Annotated in this window: 15 protein-coding genes; 5 read left to right on the top strand and 10 right to left on the bottom strand. The window is 62.5% G+C overall.

The genetic code is table 11. The features are described 5' to 3' along the window. The first annotated feature begins 44 nt into the window (after window positions 1–44). Genes hpf through I8746_RS25265 form a run of 4 tightly spaced genes read left to right on the top strand, consistent with a single transcriptional unit; the run spans window position 45 to window position 1,978 of the window. Window positions 45–353 (top strand): ribosome hibernation-promoting factor, HPF/YfiA family, encoded by a 309-nt coding sequence (gene hpf / locus I8746_RS25280; protein WP_003255135.1) that lies wholly within the window; start codon window positions 45–47, stop codon window positions 351–353. 12 nt (window positions 354–365) lie between these two features. Next, a complete protein-coding gene (gene ptsN / locus I8746_RS25275) occupies window positions 366–830 on the top strand; it encodes a PTS IIA-like nitrogen regulatory protein PtsN (protein ID WP_003255137.1) in 465 nt (154 codons plus the stop codon). A 2-nt stretch (window positions 831–832) separates the two neighbouring features. Next, window positions 833–1,687, top strand: a complete 855-nt coding sequence (rapZ, locus tag I8746_RS25270) for an RNase adapter RapZ (protein ID WP_003255139.1) — start codon at window positions 833–835, stop codon at window positions 1,685–1,687. Between the two features lie 18 nt (window positions 1,688–1,705). Continuing rightward, on the top strand, window positions 1,706–1,978 hold the full coding sequence (locus I8746_RS25265; protein WP_003255140.1) for an HPr family phosphocarrier protein: 273 nt from the start codon (window positions 1,706–1,708) through the stop codon (window positions 1,976–1,978). Window positions 1,979–2,005: 27 nt separating this feature from the next. Here I8746_RS25265 and I8746_RS25260 read toward each other — a convergent pair whose 3' ends face one another. The 6 genes from I8746_RS25260 to pmbA form a co-directional block, all read right to left on the bottom strand. After that, window positions 2,006–2,899: a ZIP family metal transporter gene (locus tag I8746_RS25260; protein WP_003255142.1), complete on the bottom strand. Its 894-nt coding sequence runs from the start codon at window positions 2,897–2,899 to the stop codon at window positions 2,006–2,008. An 11-nt stretch (window positions 2,900–2,910) separates the two neighbouring features. Continuing rightward, window positions 2,911–3,522, bottom strand: coding sequence for a superoxide dismutase (locus I8746_RS25255; protein WP_003255144.1), 612 nt, complete (start codon window positions 3,520–3,522; stop codon window positions 2,911–2,913). 1 nt (window position 3,523) lies between these two features. Next, window positions 3,524–3,985: a hypothetical protein gene (locus I8746_RS25250; RefSeq protein WP_019750558.1), complete on the bottom strand. Its 462-nt coding sequence runs from the start codon at window positions 3,983–3,985 to the stop codon at window positions 3,524–3,526. Between the two features lie 27 nt (window positions 3,986–4,012). Continuing rightward, window positions 4,013–5,389: a lyase family protein gene (locus I8746_RS25245; protein ID WP_221101160.1), complete on the bottom strand. Its 1,377-nt coding sequence runs from the start codon at window positions 5,387–5,389 to the stop codon at window positions 4,013–4,015. Continuing rightward, a complete protein-coding gene (locus tag I8746_RS25240; protein WP_012051310.1) occupies window positions 5,382–5,783 on the bottom strand; it encodes a hypothetical protein in 402 nt (133 codons plus the stop codon). Before I8746_RS25240 ends, I8746_RS25245 begins: the two co-directional genes overlap by 8 nt. Before the next feature lie 245 nt (window positions 5,784–6,028). Next, entirely contained in the window at window positions 6,029–7,375 is a 1,347-nt protein-coding gene (pmbA, locus tag I8746_RS25235) for a metalloprotease PmbA (RefSeq protein ID WP_221101159.1), read from the bottom strand. A 109-nt stretch (window positions 7,376–7,484) separates the two neighbouring features. Between pmbA and yjgA the strand changes: the two genes are divergently transcribed. Continuing rightward, window positions 7,485–8,006: a ribosome biogenesis factor YjgA gene (gene yjgA / locus I8746_RS25230; RefSeq protein WP_003255152.1), complete on the top strand. Its 522-nt coding sequence runs from the start codon at window positions 7,485–7,487 to the stop codon at window positions 8,004–8,006. Window positions 8,007–8,063: 57 nt separating this feature from the next. On the opposite strand, the gene tldD is transcribed toward yjgA, so the two are convergent. The 4 genes from tldD to rng form a co-directional block, all read right to left on the bottom strand. Beyond that, complete coding sequence (gene tldD / locus I8746_RS25225) at window positions 8,064–9,503, bottom strand: metalloprotease TldD (protein ID WP_003255154.1); 1,440 nt, start codon at window positions 9,501–9,503, stop codon at window positions 8,064–8,066. Window positions 9,504–9,505: 2 nt separating this feature from the next. Then, entirely contained in the window at window positions 9,506–10,357 is an 852-nt protein-coding gene (locus I8746_RS25220) for a carbon-nitrogen hydrolase family protein (RefSeq protein WP_012051308.1), read from the bottom strand. Between the two features lie 8 nt (window positions 10,358–10,365). Beyond that, entirely contained in the window at window positions 10,366–14,187 is a 3,822-nt protein-coding gene (locus I8746_RS25215; protein ID WP_221101158.1) for a YhdP family protein, read from the bottom strand. Window positions 14,188–14,269: 82 nt separating this feature from the next. After that, window positions 14,270–15,727: a ribonuclease G gene (gene rng / locus I8746_RS25210; protein ID WP_003255158.1), complete on the bottom strand. Its 1,458-nt coding sequence runs from the start codon at window positions 15,725–15,727 to the stop codon at window positions 14,270–14,272. Window positions 15,728–15,755 lie beyond the last annotated feature (28 nt).

Below are 15,755 nucleotides of genomic sequence, written 5' to 3'. Positions count from 1 at the left end.
GCAAGACCTGCCTCTTTATGCACGGGCAACAAAGGAGAAGCTGTATGCAAGTCAATATCAGTGGACAGCATGTAGAAGTCACCCAGCCACTGCGCGATTACGTGCTTGAAAAGCTCGCCCGCGTGGAGAGTCACTTCGACAAGATCACCAACGTGCAGGTAATCATGAAAGTCGAGAAGCTTCAGCAGAAGGTCGAGGCGACCCTGCAGATTCCCGGCGGCGAAGTGGTAGCCAACGCCGAACACGAAGACATGTATGCAGCGATCGACGCCTTGGCCGACAAGCTCGACCGCCAACTGAAAAAACACAAGGAAAAACAGCAAAGCCTGCTGCAAGGTGCAGCTGCCCGCTGATCCCCCTCATCCATGATCCGACTTGAAACCATCCTGACCCCCGGCCGTTCCCTCGTGAACGTGCCGGGCGGCAGCAAGAAGCGCGCCCTGGAAAAGGTCGCCACTGTCATCGCCGACCAAGTGCCAGAACTGGAGATGCAAGACGTCTTCGAAAAACTGGTAGCCCGGGAAAAGCTCGGTTCTACCGGTTTTGGCAATGGCATCGCCATCCCGCACTGCCGGCTTGAAGGATGCTCCGCGCCAGTCAGCGCCCTGCTGCACCTGGAAGCGCCTATCGATTACGACGCCATCGATGGCGCGCCGGTGGACCTGCTGTTTGTGCTGCTGGTGCCCGAAGCGGCCACCGATGCCCACCTTGAACTTCTGCGTCAGATCGCCAGCATGCTCGATCGCAAGGAGGTCCGTGATCGACTGCGTGCGGCCACCAGCAACGAGGCCCTGTTCCAGGTTGTCCTGGACGTACAGAACGAGCACTGAACATGCGCCTGATCATCGTCAGCGGCCGGTCCGGCTCCGGCAAGAGCACCGCCCTCGATGTCCTGGAAGACAGCGGTTTCTATTGCATCGACAATCTGCCAGCCGGGCTATTGCCGCAGTTGGCGGAAAATGCACTGATCAACACCGAATTGCTGCAGCCCAAGGTGGCGGTTTCGATCGACGCACGCAACCTGCCCAGCCACCTGATGCGTTTTCCCGAGCTGCTTGAAGAAGCCCGCGCACGGCACATCCAGTGCGACGTGTTGTACCTGGATGCCGATGAAGAGGTCCTTCTCAAGCGCTTCTCGGAAACCCGCAGGCGGCACCCCCTGACCAACGCCAACCGCTCGCTCGCGGAAGCGATCCGCGTGGAAAGCGATTTGTTGGGCCCCATTGCCGACCTGGCCGACCTGAAGATCGACACCACCAACCTGAACCTGTACCAGTTGCGTGACTCGATCAAACTGCGTCTGCTCAACCAACCCGAGCCTGGCACAGCGTTTCTGGTCGAGTCGTTCGGGTTCAAACGGGGCATGCCGGTCGACGCCGACCTGGTTTTTGACGTGCGCTGCCTGCCCAACCCCTACTGGAAACCAGAACTGCGTGAGCACTCAGGTCTCGATCAACCCGTGATCGACTACCTGGCCGCACAACCGGATGTCGAAGACATGTACAACGACATCTCCAGCTACCTGCTCAAATGGTTGCCCCGCTTCGCTGCCAGCAACCGCGCCTACGTAACCATTGCCATCGGCTGCACTGGCGGCCATCACCGTTCGGTGTACATCACCGAGCGCCTTGGTCAACAGCTGCAGCAAACCCTGAAAAACGTCCAGGTCCGTCATCGCGACCTCTAGCCCAAGGATCCACCCCAGATGCCCGCCCGCGAAATCACCATCATCAACAAGCTGGGTCTGCATGCCCGGGCGGCAGCCAAGTTCGTCGGTGTGGCCGGCCGCTTCCCCTGCCAGGTACGGGTGGGTCGCGCCCCGGACAAGCTGGTGGATGGCAAGAGCATCATGGCGGTGATGATGCTGGCGGCAGGCAAAGGCACCCAGGTGCACCTGCATACCGAGGGTGAGCAGGACAACGACGCCATGGATGCACTGGTCGAACTGATCAACAATTTCTTTGACGAAGGCGAATAGGCCTCGCAAACCTGCGCTTGCACAAGATCAGGACATCGCGGTATCCATCACCATCATCAGACAGAAGCCTGTACACAGCCCAAGGCTGGCCAGACGATGATGGCCGTTGCTGCGCGATTCGGGGATGATTTCCTGGGTGACCACCAGCAACATCGCCCCTGCTGCACAGGCCAGCCCCAGCGGCAGCAGCAGTTCGGCAACATTCACCAGCCAGGCACAGATCAACGCCGCTACCGGCTCGACCAAGCCTGAGGCTGCGCCGATCAGGAAGGCCTTGAAGCGCGGCATGCCCGCCCCTGCCAGCACCAGCGCGATCACCAGCCCCTCAGGCACATCCTGCAAGGCAATGCCCATGGCCAGGCTGTCGGCGTCGGCCATACCTCCCCCGGCCGACACACCAATGGCCATACCTTCGGGGATGTTGTGGGCAATGATGGCAATCACGAACAGCCAGATGCGCGCTGCAATCACCGGCTGGTTTGCTGTGCCCACCAACGCTTCAGGCGAAGCCCAGGATACCTTGAGGTCGACCAGGAACAGGCACAACGCCCCGAACATCAGGCCAAAACTGACCAGGCCACCTGCCCCCCAAGGGCTGAAGCCAATCGACTGAGCCGCCGCCAGGCCCGGCATGATCAGGGAAAACGCGGTGGCCGCCAGCATCACGCCAGCACCGAAGCCCAGCAGCGTATCCGCCAGCGCCACGGGCATATTGCGAATGACCAGTACCGGTACTGCGCCCAGTGCCGTACCCAGCGCGCATAAAGCACCGCCCTCCAGGGCGCGCAGCATGCGCGGATCGAGGTCTAGCCAGGCGAGGCCCCGTGCCACCAGTAACGCGGCGCCAGCCAGCAAAAGCAAAGTCCCAAGCGCCAGGCGGAACAGGCGCACACTGCTGACAGACATCACCTCAGAGCGCATACCGGTCCGACTCACTTCAGGGCTTCAAGGTAACGACGTTCAACTTCCACCCAGTCAATGACGTTGTAGAAGGCACCGATGTATTCCGGACGACGGTTCTGGTACTTGAGGTAGTAAGCGTGCTCCCACACGTCCAGGCCCAGGATCGGGGCATTGCCGTGCATCAGCGGGCTGTCCTGGTTGCCGCTACTCTCCACCACCAACGTTTTTTGCGGCGTGACGCTGAGCCAGGCCCAACCGCTGCCGAAGCGGGTCAACGCGGCTTTGGTGAAAGCCTCCTTGAAAGCCTCGAAGCCGCCAAGTTGTGCTGTGACGGCTTGCGCCAGCTGGCCCACAGGCTCGCCACCGCCCTGAGGTGACATGACAGTCCAGAACAGGCTGTGGTTGGCGTGACCGCCGCCGTGGTTGGTCACAGCGCCACGCAGGTTCTCCGGCAGTTGCTTGACGGCAGCGACCAGTTTTTCCACCGGCCATTCGGCCCACTCGGTACCTTCGAGGGCGGCATTGAGGCCGTTCACGTAGGTCTGGTGATGCTTGGTGTGGTGGATTTCCATTGTCTGGGCATCAATGTGTGGTTCCAGCGCATCGTAGGCGTATGGCAATGCAGGCAAGGTATGGGGCATGTCAGTGAATTCCGTAGGCATGGGTTCTGGGTGCCACATCCGGCTGGGCAGCGAGCTCGCTGGCCCCGGCGCTGTGGCGGTTGAGCAAGCGCTCGGTACGCGGGTACTGGCCATACTCGGCAATGAAACTCAGCAGCTCGGTGTAAGTGCGCGCACTGTGGCGCAAGGCGGCATCACGCAGTGCCTGAGGCAGGCGCGCTTCCTGGCAGGCCTGCAGCAGTCGCTGATGAGCTGCGCACAGATAGTCGGCACTTTCATGCGGCTGGTTAAGGCGCAGGTGCAGGTCAGCCAGGTTGTGGTGGGCGATGACGAATGCAGCCACCGCTTCATCCACGTCATGCCAGCGCTCGAACAGCACCTGGGCCAACGCCAAGGCTTGCAGGTAGTGTTCCCGGGCGTCCACCAGTTCGCCTTGTTCGAATAGGCGGTTGGCGGTTTCCGTGGTGCGTTTCCAGTGCTGCATGGTTGTCTCCTGGGCGGTGACGCAGTGTCAGATACCGCCGGCGGTGAGTTTTTCCGGATCCAGCAGCGCTTCAAGCTGGTCGCGGGACAGGTCGGTGTGCTCCAGCGCCACATCGATGATTGGACGACCCTGCTTGTAGGCGGTCTTGGCGATTTCGGCGGCCTTGAGGTAGCCGATGATCGGATTCAACGCCGTGACCAGAATCGGGTTGCGCGCGAGCGCTTCCTTGAGTTTGTCTTCGTTGACCTTGAAGCTGGCGATGGCTTTGTCGGCCAGCAAGCGGCTGACATTGGTCATCAGCTCGATGCTTTCCAGCAGGTTGCGGGCGATCACCGGCAGCATCACGTTCAGCTCGAAGTTACCGGCTTGGCCTGCGACGGCGATGGTCGCGTCGTTGCCAATCACTTGGGCGGCGACCATGGCAGTGGCCTCCGGGATCACCGGGTTGACCTTGCCAGGCATGATCGAAGAGCCCGGCTGCAGAGCTTGCAGCTCGATTTCGCCCAGACCGGCCAGCGGGCCGGAGTTCATCCAGCGCAGATCGTTGGCGATTTTCATCAACGCCACCGCGGTGGTCTTGAGCTGGCCAGACAAAGCCACGGCAGTGTCCTGCGAGCCGATCAGTGCGAACAGGTTCTGGCCGGGCGTGAACTCGATCTTGGTCAGGCCACTGAGCTGGCGAGCGAAACCGACAGCGAACTGCGGATGGGCATTGATGCCGGTACCCACGGCGGTTCCGCCCTGGGCCAGCGCCTGCAAGCGCGGCAGCACACCTTCGATGTGCGCCTTGGCAGCATTGATTTGCGCTGCCCAGCCATCCAGCACCTGACTCATACGCACGGGCATCGCGTCCATCAGGTGAGTACGACCGGTCTTCACGAATTGATGTACTTGTGCCGACTTGACCTCGATCACCTGTACCAGGTGCGCCAGGGCTGGCAGCAACTGCTCGTGCAGGGCCAGCGCGGCGCTGACGTGGATGGTGGTCGGAATGATGTCATTGCTGCTCTGGCCACAGTTGACGTGGTCATTGGCGTTGACCGCCTCACCCAGTACATGGGTAGCCAAGGTGGCGATCACCTCATTGGCGTTCATGTTCGAACTGGTGCCAGAGCCTGTCTGGAACACATCCACCGGGAAGTGCTGGATGAAGTCCTCGGCCAGCAATTGCTCGACAGCCTTGACGATAGCCTGGCCCCGCCCGGCAGACAGTTGCTCCAGTTCGACGTTGGCCTTGGCCGCAGCGGCCTTGGCCAGCAACAAGGCACGAATGAACTGGGCCGGCATACGTTGGCCGCTGATCGGGAAGTTGTCGACCGCGCGCTGGGTCTGGGCGCCGTAGAGGGCCTGGGCCGGCACCTGCAGCTCACCCATGCTGTCACGCTCGATACGGGTATCACTCATCATCAAATCCTTGCATCAGTTCATCGGGAGAAATCGAAGGCAGCAGACGGCAATTGGCCAACTGCAGGGCGTAGGGTTGCCAGCGTTGGTTCTGTTCCTGGCGGTCGAGGTTGCGCAGGTCCAGCAGAGGACGCCAGGCCTGGTCCAGGCACAGACAACGCCAATGCCAGGGGAGCATGCGATCGCATGCGGTATCCAGCAGCAGGCGAAACGCTGTCAGCGCCACCGTCCATGGCGAGGTTTCGGTGCAGCACACCAGATAGCGGCCTTCGGCCAGGTAATGCTCGATCAGGCGCGGCTCGTCGGGGTCGAGCGCACAGCGAATGCGCCGGCTGAGCCAGCGCCAGTTTTCCAGGTAGGGCAGTTCGCGGAGGACGGATTTCATGAACATCATCGCCGGGTTACTGGATAATGATATTCATTATTAAGTGATAAATAGAATCACTTCAAGAAAAAGGTGATGAAATAAAAACCCGGCGCGAGGGCCGGGTCTTCGGATTTGCAGAGAAAGGTGTAGTGCTGTGTAGGCCTCTTCGCGGGTAAACCCGCTCCTACAACGGCCTGTGTCCCCGCCCCGATGTGCGTCTACCACCGTGTAGGAGCGGATGGATCCGCGCTATTGCCGGCGCAGGCTAAAGATCAGCTACCAGCAACGGTCATCCGCTCGATCAACACCGAGCCCGTATGAATATTGCTACGGGTCTCAAGATCGCTGCCAATCGCGACAATCTGTTGGAACATGTCCTTCATGTTTCCGGCGATGGTAACTTCCTGTACGGCATGCTGAATCTCGCCATTCTCGACCCAGAACCCCGCCGCACCACGGGAATAGTCCCCCGTCACCATGTTCAAGCCATGCCCCATCAGTTCGGTCACCAGCAGCCCGCGCCCCATGCGGCGAATCAGCGCGGCCTGATCTTCGACACCGTGGCTGACGAACAGGTTGTGCACACCACCCGAATTGGCCGTACTCGGCAAACCCAGCTTGCGCCCCGAATAGGTACCCAGCAAGTACGACACCAGCTCGCCTTTGTCGACAAACGGTTTGGCATAGGTGGCCAGGCCATCACCGTCGAAGGCGGCGCTGCCCAACGCGCGCGGAATATGCGGGCGTTCGTCGAGGGTCAGCCAGGAAGGGAACAGGCGCTGGCCAATGGTACCCTCCAGGAACGACGACTTGCGGTACAGGTTGCCGCCGGAAATGGCCGACAGGAAGCTGCCGAACAGGCCACCGGCCAATTCGGCCGAGAACAGCACCGGTACCTCGCAAGTCGGCACCGGTCGGGCGCCAAGGCGGCTAGCGGCACGCTGGGCAGCGCGCACGCCGATGCTGCTCGGGTCGGCCAGCAGGTTGCCCTGGCGGTTCACGTCGTACCAGTAGTCACGCTGCATCTGCCCGTTGCCTTCGGCAATCATCACGCAGCTCAGGCTGTGCCGGGTCGAGGCGTAACCACCGATGAATCCATGGCTGTTGCCATACACGCGGCAGCCTTGGTGGGTATTGAGGGTGGTGCCATCGGCGTTGAGGATGCGCGGGTCGGCGTCGAACGCCGCTGCCTCGCAGGCCAGGGCCATTTCGATGGCCTTCTCGGGCTCGATATCCCAGTCGTGGTACAGGTCCAGATCCGGGATTTCACGCGCCATCAGCGCAGCGTCGGCCAAGCCCGAGCATTCATCCTCGGAGGTATGCCTGGCAATTGCCAACGCTGCGGCGACGGTCTCGCGAATCGCCTCCGGTCCACTGGCCGAGGTGCTGGCCGAACCTTTGCGCTGGCCAACATAAAGGGTGATACCAAAGCCTTGGTCGCGGTTGAACTCGACCGTTTCGACCTCACGCTGGCGCACGGTGGTGGACAGCCCTTGCTCCAGCGACACCGCCACTTCGCAGGCACTGGCCCCCTGCCGACGCGCCTCGGCGATGATCGCCTCGACCTGTTCCTGCAATGCTGGCAGGTCTTTCGGACCTACGCTCTGGACTGCACTCATGGTTCTCTCCACTCAAATTCTGCGTTCGGCTTGGGGTCATTCTACGACCGGGCCGGACAAGCGGCCCCCGACTGGTTATCATGGCGGCGATTTCTAGCGGACTGCCACCATGGTTGATTCAAACGACGACGCCTTCGACGGCGAAAAAAGCAAAACCCAGATCAAGCGCGAACTGCATGCGCTGGTCGAACTCGGCGAGCGGCTTACCACCCTCAAGGCCGATACCTTGGCGCGCCTGCCTTTGACCGACGAGCTGCGCAAGGCACTGGCCGAGGCCAGCAAGCACACTGCTCATGGCGCCCGTAAACGCCACATGTCGTTCGTCGGCAAGCTCATGCGCGTGCAAGACCTCGATGCCATCCACGCCTTGCTCGAACAGATGGACAGCTCGACTCGCCAGTACAACGAACGTTTCCACAGCCTGGAGCGCTGGCGTGACCGGTTGATCGACGGTAACGACGAAGACCTCGAGCGCTTCGTCAACGAGTACCCCGACACCGACCGCCAGCAGCTGCGCTCGCTGGTGCGCCATGCCCAGCACGAGAAGGCGCGGAACAAGCCGCCTGCCGCCGCGCGCAAGGTGTTCAAGTACATCCGCGACCTCGACGAGTTGCAGCGCGGGTTGCGCTGACGGACTGGGGCCTTGTAGGAGCGGGCGTGCCCGCTCCTACAATGGCTCCCGAAGCCATCAAGCCCCGGTACCGCCCACGGTAATCGCATCCAGTTTCAAGGTAGGCTGCCCCACCCCAACCGGCACCGACTGCCCGTCCTTGCCGCACGTCCCTACTCCGCTGTCCAGTGCCAGGTCGTTACCGACCATCGAAACCCGGCTCATCGCCTCGGGACCATTGCCGATCAGGGTTGCGCCCTTCACTGGCGCGGTAATCTTGCCGTCTTCGATCAGGTAGGCCTCACTGGTGGAGAACACGAACTTGCCGCTGGTGATATCCACCTGCCCACCACCGAGGTTGGCGCAGTAGATACCCTTCTTCACCGACGCAATAATCTCCTGTGGGTCGCTTTCGCCGGCTCGCATGTAGGTGTTGGTCATGCGTGGCATCGGCAGGTGCGCGTAGGATTCACGGCGGCCGTTGCCGGTCACAGCCATGCCCATCAGGCGCGCGTTCAGCTTGTCCTGCATGTAACCCTTGAGCACGCCATTCTCGATCAGCGTGGTGCATTCGGTCGGGGTGCCTTCGTCATCCACGCTCAACGAGCCGCGGCGGCCTTCGAGGGTGCCATCGTCGACGATGGTGCACAGGCTCGACGCCACTTTCTCGCCAATGCGGCCACTGAACGCCGAACTGCCCTTGCGGTTGAAGTCGCCTTCCAGGCCATGGCCGACGGCCTCGTGCAACAGCACGCCCGACCAGCCCGAGCCCAGCACTACCGGCAAGGTTCCGGCCGGTGCCGGGATCGCTTCCAGATTCACCAGGGCCTGGCGCAGGGCCTCGCGGGCATAGCCCATCACCCGCTCTTCGGTGAAGTAGCGGTAATCGGTACGCCCGCCACCGCCCTGCCCACCGCGTTCACGACGGCCGTTCTGCTCGACGATGACGCTGACATTGAAGCGCACCAGCGGGCGTACGTCGGCAGCCAGGCTGCCATCGGCCGCGGCAATCAGAATGCGTTCCCAGACCCCGGCCATGCTCACGCTGACTTGCTGAATGCGCGGGTCCAGGGCACGGGTGGCGGCATCGACACGCTTAAGCAGCTCGACCTTTTCGGCACGGCTGAGCACGTCCAGCGGGTTGTCCGCGGTATACAGAGCGGCCACCTCCTGGCTGCGGAAGGCTTGCACCGTGCCGTTTTGCCCGGCACGGGAAATCGAACGGGCGGCACGGGCTGCCGAGGTCAGCGCTTCAAGGTTGATCGCGTTGCTGTAGGCGAAGCCGGTTTTTTCGCCGGACTGGGCACGCACGCCCACGCCCTGGTCGAGGTTGAAGCTGCCCTCTTTGACGATACCGTCTTCCAGCGCCCAGGTTTCCGAGATCTGGCCCTGGAAATACAGGTCGGCGGCGTCGATGCCGGGGCCAGCCAACTCACCCAGCACGCTCTGCAGGCTGTCCAGGGTCAAGCCGCCTGGGGCCAGGAGCTGCTCACTGACGGTGGATAACATCTGGCTCATAGTCACTCCGAGGTATGCGCAGGTCGCAACGCGCCCTGCGAAAAAAAGCGCCGGTGCGATACCACCGGCATGCGCGCCCGAATGGACGCTTGTTCTTCAATGTCGCGCTCGGCAAGCAGTACCGCTTCACCTTGCGCCTGTTCTGCGAGAATGCGCCCCCAAGGGTCGACGATCGCCGCATGGCCATGGGTTTCCCGTGGACCAGGATGGGCGCCGCCCTGTGCCGCAGCCAGCAGGTAACACTGGGTTTCGATGGCCCGGGCACGCACCAGCACCTCCCAATGTGCTGCACCGGTCACAGCGGTAAAAGCTGCTGGCGCTGTGATCAGCTCCGCGCCGGCAGCGCGCAGCGCGCTGTACAGTTCGGGAAAGCGCAGGTCGTAACACACGCTCAGCCCCAGCCGCCCGACCGGCGTATCAGCCACCACCACCTGAGCACCCTGCGCGTAGTCATCCGACTCGCGGTAACGGCCCCGGTTGTCGGCCACGTCCACATCAAACAAGTGCAGCTTGTCATACCTTGCCGCCACCTCGCCGTGTTCATCGACCAGCAGCGAGCACGCATGGGCCTTGGCATCGGGCTGGCCGAACGGTGGCAAGGGCAAAGTACCGGCAACAATCCATAACTTGAGGTCGCGGGCGGTGCGTTTCAACCACGGCAGAATGGGCCCTTCCCCCAAGGCTTCGGCACGGCCGATGGCAGCAGCGTCCTTGCGCCCCATGGCGGCAAAGTTTTCCGGCAGCACCGCCAACCGTGCGCCGCCCAATGCGGCCTGCTCCAACAGGGCACCGGCACGCTGCAGGTTGGTCTGCACGTCGTCCTGGCTGACCATCTGGATTACCGCAGCCTTCATGGGTACTCCTAGCGGGATTTCTCGAAAGGTTTCACAAAGGTGATTCTAGGCTCTTTCCACGGCCCTTCGACACGGTAGTGCACGCTGGCAAAGCGTGACACGCGGTCACCGATCAGCCGATCGACCAGGAACAGCGCACCGCCCACCGCCGGCGCGCCGACGATCAACGCCGCCAGCGGCAGGTTGTTGGTCACCGGCAGGCTCACCTGCAAGTCAGCATCGACCCGGTCGCTGACCATGTCCAGCGTGCCGTCGAGCTCGAAGTTGCTCGACGGGCCGGTCACGGTAATCGGTTCGCGGGTCACGTACACGCCACTGCTGGCCACCAGCAAGCCCTTGACCCGGTCATAGGCCAGGCCCTTGTCAAACAGGTCGGAAAAGTCCAGACGCAGGCGCCGGCCAATCGAGTTGAAGTTGAGCAGGCCGAACACCCGCAGCGCCTGTGCGCTGCCTTCGACCTCGACGAACTGGCCGGTGCGCAGTGCTGCATCCATGCTGCCCGAGAAGCGCTTCAGGCCCACCGCGGCCGGCGAACCCGGCCAGCGGCCATCCACATCCAGGCGGAAGTCGCGGCTGGTCACCGTCGGGGCAAAGCCCCAGGCGCTGAGCACATCCGCCAGGTTCTTGCCGTCAAGGCGCCCTTTGTACCAACTGCTGGTTTTGCCCGTTTCACCCTCCCAACCACCACCGCCATCGATGCGTAACCCCTTGAGGTCGAGGTCGATATCACTGGCTGTGACGCCACGTGGGGTCGGCCGCAGCTTGATCGCGGCGCTGCCGTAGAGATCGTCACCGCGATAGAGCTTGTCGATGCTCAGGTCCAGTGCCGGGACTTTGCGCGGATCGAACGAGGCCAGCGGGTCGGGGCCGTCTTCAGCCTGCTGTTCAGCGGCGCTGGCGGCAGGCAGCCGCAAGGTCTGCATGCGCACGACCATGGGCGCGCCCTTGGCATCCGGTACGCGCGCATTACCGATGACTTCCTTGCTGTCGAGGCGCAAATCCCAGGCCGGGCCGCCCCGGGCCAGGCGTACCACGGCCTGGTTCAGGTCCATGCCGAAGGCTTTCAACTGGCCGATGCTCAGGTCGACGCTTTGCAGGTTCTGCCGCGCGCTGCCACCGGGGTCGTCCCCAGCCAGCCGGCCCGCCTGCTCTTGCCAAGGGGCCAGGTCCAGGGTCTCCAGCCGCCCGCGCACCCTCAGCCCCTGGCTGGCAGGTACCCGGGCGTCGCCTGTGCCCAGCACTAGCTCGCCACGGCCCTGAGTCAACGTTTCAGCCGGTGCAGCATAGGCAAAGCGGGCAAGGTCGGCGTAGGCAGCATCGAATTGCCGCTCCGGGCCCTGGAGGCTCATGTTGAAACGGCTGTCACGGGTATCTGCTGCCGCTTTGCCGAACGGAGCCGGCAGGTCGATGGCCAGACCCTTGAGGCTGGAAGTGACACTCAGGCGGTTGTCCCGGCTCCCCAGACTGAGCTGCAACTGATAGGGGAGGTCACCGGAGGCCGGCAAGGCCTGCTTGAACTGCAGCCAGTCAGTCAGCGTCTTGAGCGATACCTGGCCATTGGCATTGATGCGGGTCTGCATCTGCCCAGCCTGACCTTCAGCGGTTATTTGCGCCGTTACCGGCTTGCCGAAGGCCTGCAGACTGATGCCTTTGCCACTCAGGCCCTTGTCGAAGTCGAAGCTGAAGTCGCCCTTCAGGCGGTTCAACTCCAGGCTTGGCGGGGCCACTTTCAGGCGCGCATCGTGGGTGGCGAAGTCCACCTGCACTTTTGGGCGCTGCCCACGGACCAGCGGGATATCGAGCTTGACCTTACCCTTCAGCGGCCCCTCACCTTCCCAGCCGGCGAAAATCTCACCGGTGCCGATTGGCGCTTCCTTGAGAATCTTCAGGCCATCACCCAAGCTACCGTCGAAGTCGCCATCCAGGTAGAGGTGGCTGTGCTGATTACCGTCGACATGCGGGATATCGACATTCACATCGCTGACCTTGGTGTCAAGCAGCACGCCTCGCTGGGCCTTGATGCGCACGCCACTGTCCTCGATGAACACATCGCCATCGACGTGCTGCACCTGTGGCCAACCGGGCTGGAAGTCCAGGGCGGCATCATGCACCTTGAAGAACAGGCTGATGCTGCGCGCTTGCGGCGCTGCACCATGGTTCAGCGAGCCCTGATACTGGAAGTAGCCTTCATCCACAGCGCCTTTGACGATAGCGCTGCGCAGCCACTCGTCGAGGGCCGGGCTGAGCACCTCGGGCAGATACTTGGCAGTATAGCGGCCATCGCCTTCGGTCAGGCCGACGCGCAGGTCCATGTAGTCCTCGCGGCCTTCCTCGAACAACAGGCGAATCAGGAAGTCACCGGCGATCTTGCCCTCCTCGCCCAGCACCTTGAGGTAGGGCGCAATCAGGGTGAAACCGTCTTTGTCCAAGGTCCAGGTCAAGCGCGCATTCGCCTTCTGGTAATGCCAGGGCTTGGCGAAGATCGGGTACAGATGCAGCATGAACGCATCGGTATCCAGGCGCAGCTCGCCGTGGCCCAGGTCACCACTGATGCTGCCACTGACGTTACCGGCCGCCGGGGCGTTGTGATAAGCATCGAAGCCTACCTTCTCCAGGTTGGCTGCGAACTGCAGGCGCTGGTCACCCTCGGCCTTGGGCCTGGCCTCGAGGCGCACATTGCGCAACGCACCGGTCACCTTCAAGCCATCGACCACATCCTTGACCTTGTCCGGCAGGGGGGCCAGGGCATCGATCAGCGGAGTCAGCGGGGTGAGGTCGAGGCGGTCGGCCTGTAACTGCCAGCTTTCATCGGCCGCGTTCTGGCCAGGGCGCTGCTGCAACTGCAGGTGAGACTCCCAGCGGGCCTTGCCGAGGTCCATGGCCAACGAGTCGACGACCACATCGAAGCCTTGCTCCCGGCGCTGGAACCAGGCGCCCAAAGCCAGATTATTCAGGTTGGCAGCCTTGCGCCCGGCATAGGCCCCCTCCAGCCTGGGTGCATTGAGCCTTACGACGGCCCGTTGCAACTGCCCCTTGCTCCAGCCGATCCAGAACTCACCGCCAGCCCGCAGGGTGTCAGCATGCCACTGCCCCAACACCCTGGGCGGCAACCAATGTGCCCAGTCACTTTGCGGCAGGCTGACATAGGCTTCTACCTCGCCATCACGCCAAGCGTCGGGCGACATACGGCTGTTCAGGCTCAACGCCAGGGGTTGGCCGTCAGGCAGGGTCGCACGCAAATCCAAGGCCTGACGGGTGGCACCGGCCTGCAGGCCGGCACTCACATAAGTCAGGGTCAGCGGGTCGCGCTGCCAGGGGTGCAGAGTGACCAGACTGTCGAACACATCGATGCGCCCCAGCTGGCGCAGGCGCTGCAGCAAGTCGGCAGGGTCCAGCGGCGCGTCGTCCTTCTTCGGCAGGCCTTCCAGGCTCCAGGCGCCCTGCTCGTTCTCGCGAAGGATCAGTTGCAGCCCGCCCAGCTGGATGCGCGCCAGGCGGACTTCGCGGGCGGTGAGGCTGGCCCAGATGTCGGGCACCACCATGACGTCGTCCAGCCGGAGCGCCTTGGTGCCTTCGCCCAATTGCAGGTCGCGCACCCGCAGCACAGGGGCCAGTCCGCTCCAGTGCCCTTCCAGGGCACCGACATGCACGGGCATGCCCAGCGCCTGCTCGGCCTTGCTTTCTACGTCGGCACGGTACTCGGCTACCAGCGGCACCAGTTCACGACCAAGGCTGACATACAGCGCCACCAAAACTGCCAGCAGGGCACATATGCCCAACCCCCAGCGGGTCAGAGCAACAAGAACGCGGTTCAGACGTCCCATGGCCATGGCCCTCCAAGTCGTTTATCCATGATGGCCCGTCGTGCCGGTTTTGCCAGCACGACGATGCAGTGGCGTATTTCAGAAGACCTCAGAGCAGCACCACGTCGTATTGTTCCTGCGAATACATCGACTCGACCTGGAAGCGAATGGTTCGACCGATAAAGGCTTCCAGTTCCGCCACGTTGCCTGACTCTTCATCCAGCAGGCGGTCGACAACCTTCTGGTTGGCCAGCACACGGTAGCCTTCAGCCTGATAGGCACGGGCCTCACGCAGGATCTCGCGGAATATTTCGTAACAGATGGTCTCGGGTGTTTTCAGCTTGCCGCGGCCCTGACAGGCCAGACACGGCTCGCAAAGCACCTGTTCCAGGCTTTCCCGCGTACGCTTGCGGGTCATCTGCACCAGGCCCAACTCGGTGATGCCGATGATGTTGGTCTTGGCGTGATCGCGCTCCAGCTGTTTTTCCAGGGTACGCAGTACCTGACGCTGGTGATCTTCGTCTTCCATGTCGATGAAGTCGATGATGATGATGCCGCCAATGTTGCGCAGGCGCAGTTGCCGGGCGATGGCGGTAGCGGCCTCGAGGTTGGTCTTGAAGATGGTTTCTTCGAGGTTGCGATGGCCGACGAAAGCCCCGGTGTTGACGTCGATGGTGGTCATCGCTTCGGCCGGGTCGACCACCAGGTAACCGCCGGACTTCAACGGCACCTTGCGCTCCAGAGCCCGCTGAATCTCGTCTTCGACACCGTACAGGTCAAAGATGGGGCGCTCGCCGGGGTAATGTTCGAGGCGGTCGGCAATTTCCGGCATCAACTCGCCAACGAACTGCGTGGTCTTCTGGAAGGTTTCCCGCGAGTCGATGCGGATCTTCTCGATCTTCGGATTGACCAGGTCGCGCAGGGTACGCAGGGCCAGACCAAGGTCTTCGTAAATGACCGTGGGCGCGCCGCAGGTCTTGATCTGGGTGCCGATCTGCTCCCACAGGCGGCGCAGGTAACGGATGTCCTGCAAGATCTCCTCGGCACGCGCGCCTTCGGCGGCGGTGCGCAAGATGAAGCCGCCGGCATCCTTGATGTTCTCGCTGTCCATGCAGTCGCTGACCACTTGCTTGAGGCGCTCACGCTCGGCCTCGTCCTCGATTTTCAGCGAAATACCAACATGACTGCTGCGTGGCATGTACACCAGGTAGCGCGACGGGATCGATAGCTGGGTGGTCAGGCGCGCCCCCTTGGTGCCGATCGGGTCCTTGGTCACCTGCACCACCAGGGCCTGGCCTTCATGTACCAGTGCGGTGATGTTCTCTACCGCCGAGCCTTCGCGCTGGGAGATTTCCGAGGCATGGATAAACGCTGCGCGCTCGAGGCCGATGTCGACGAAGGCCGCCTGCATGCCTGGCAGCACACGCACCACCTTGCCCTTGTAGATATTGCCGACGATGCCACGGCGCTGGGTGCGCTCGACATGCACTTCCTGCAGCACCCCGTTTTCCACCACCGCCACACGTGACTCCATCGGGGTGATGTTGATCAGGATCTCTTCACTCATGGCAGGCTCTCGTCAAAGGTTCTTTCTA

It is taken from the genome of Pseudomonas sp. USTB-Z (assembly GCF_019691255.1).
GTDB classification, from domain to species: Bacteria; Pseudomonadota; Gammaproteobacteria; order Pseudomonadales; family Pseudomonadaceae; genus Aquipseudomonas; species Aquipseudomonas alloputida.
The sequence above is the reverse complement of the archived record's forward strand: the minus strand, read 5'-3'. Positions and strand labels throughout refer to the sequence as shown.

What these genes read in the sequence shown, in the direction of transcription:
- I8746_RS25250 (WP_019750558.1), bottom strand. Translation starts at nt 3,985, where the DNA reads ATGCAGCACTGGAAACGCACCACGGAAACCGCCAACCGCCTATTCGAA.
- yjgA (WP_003255152.1), top strand. Translation starts at nt 7,485, where the DNA reads ATGGTTGATTCAAACGACGACGCCTTCGACGGCGAAAAAAGCAAAACC.
- ptsN (WP_003255137.1), top strand. Translation starts at nt 366, where the DNA reads ATGATCCGACTTGAAACCATCCTGACCCCCGGCCGTTCCCTCGTGAAC.
- rng (WP_003255158.1), bottom strand. Translation starts at nt 15,727, where the DNA reads ATGAGTGAAGAGATCCTGATCAACATCACCCCGATGGAGTCACGTGTG.
- I8746_RS25240 (WP_012051310.1), bottom strand. Translation starts at nt 5,783, where the DNA reads ATGATGTTCATGAAATCCGTCCTCCGCGAACTGCCCTACCTGGAAAAC.
- I8746_RS25215 (WP_221101158.1), bottom strand. Translation starts at nt 14,187, where the DNA reads ATGGCCATGGGACGTCTGAACCGCGTTCTTGTTGCTCTGACCCGCTGG.
- hpf (WP_003255135.1), top strand. Translation starts at nt 45, where the DNA reads ATGCAAGTCAATATCAGTGGACAGCATGTAGAAGTCACCCAGCCACTG.
- I8746_RS25245 (WP_221101160.1), bottom strand. Translation starts at nt 5,389, where the DNA reads ATGAGTGATACCCGTATCGAGCGTGACAGCATGGGTGAGCTGCAGGTG.
- pmbA (WP_221101159.1), bottom strand. Translation starts at nt 7,375, where the DNA reads ATGAGTGCAGTCCAGAGCGTAGGTCCGAAAGACCTGCCAGCATTGCAG.
- I8746_RS25220 (WP_012051308.1), bottom strand. Translation starts at nt 10,357, where the DNA reads ATGAAGGCTGCGGTAATCCAGATGGTCAGCCAGGACGACGTGCAGACC.
- I8746_RS25260 (WP_003255142.1), bottom strand. Translation starts at nt 2,899, where the DNA reads ATGCGCTCTGAGGTGATGTCTGTCAGCAGTGTGCGCCTGTTCCGCCTG.
- tldD (WP_003255154.1), bottom strand. Translation starts at nt 9,503, where the DNA reads ATGAGCCAGATGTTATCCACCGTCAGTGAGCAGCTCCTGGCCCCAGGC.
- I8746_RS25255 (WP_003255144.1), bottom strand. Translation starts at nt 3,522, where the DNA reads ATGCCCCATACCTTGCCTGCATTGCCATACGCCTACGATGCGCTGGAA.
- rapZ (WP_003255139.1), top strand. Translation starts at nt 833, where the DNA reads ATGCGCCTGATCATCGTCAGCGGCCGGTCCGGCTCCGGCAAGAGCACC.
- I8746_RS25265 (WP_003255140.1), top strand. Translation starts at nt 1,706, where the DNA reads ATGCCCGCCCGCGAAATCACCATCATCAACAAGCTGGGTCTGCATGCC.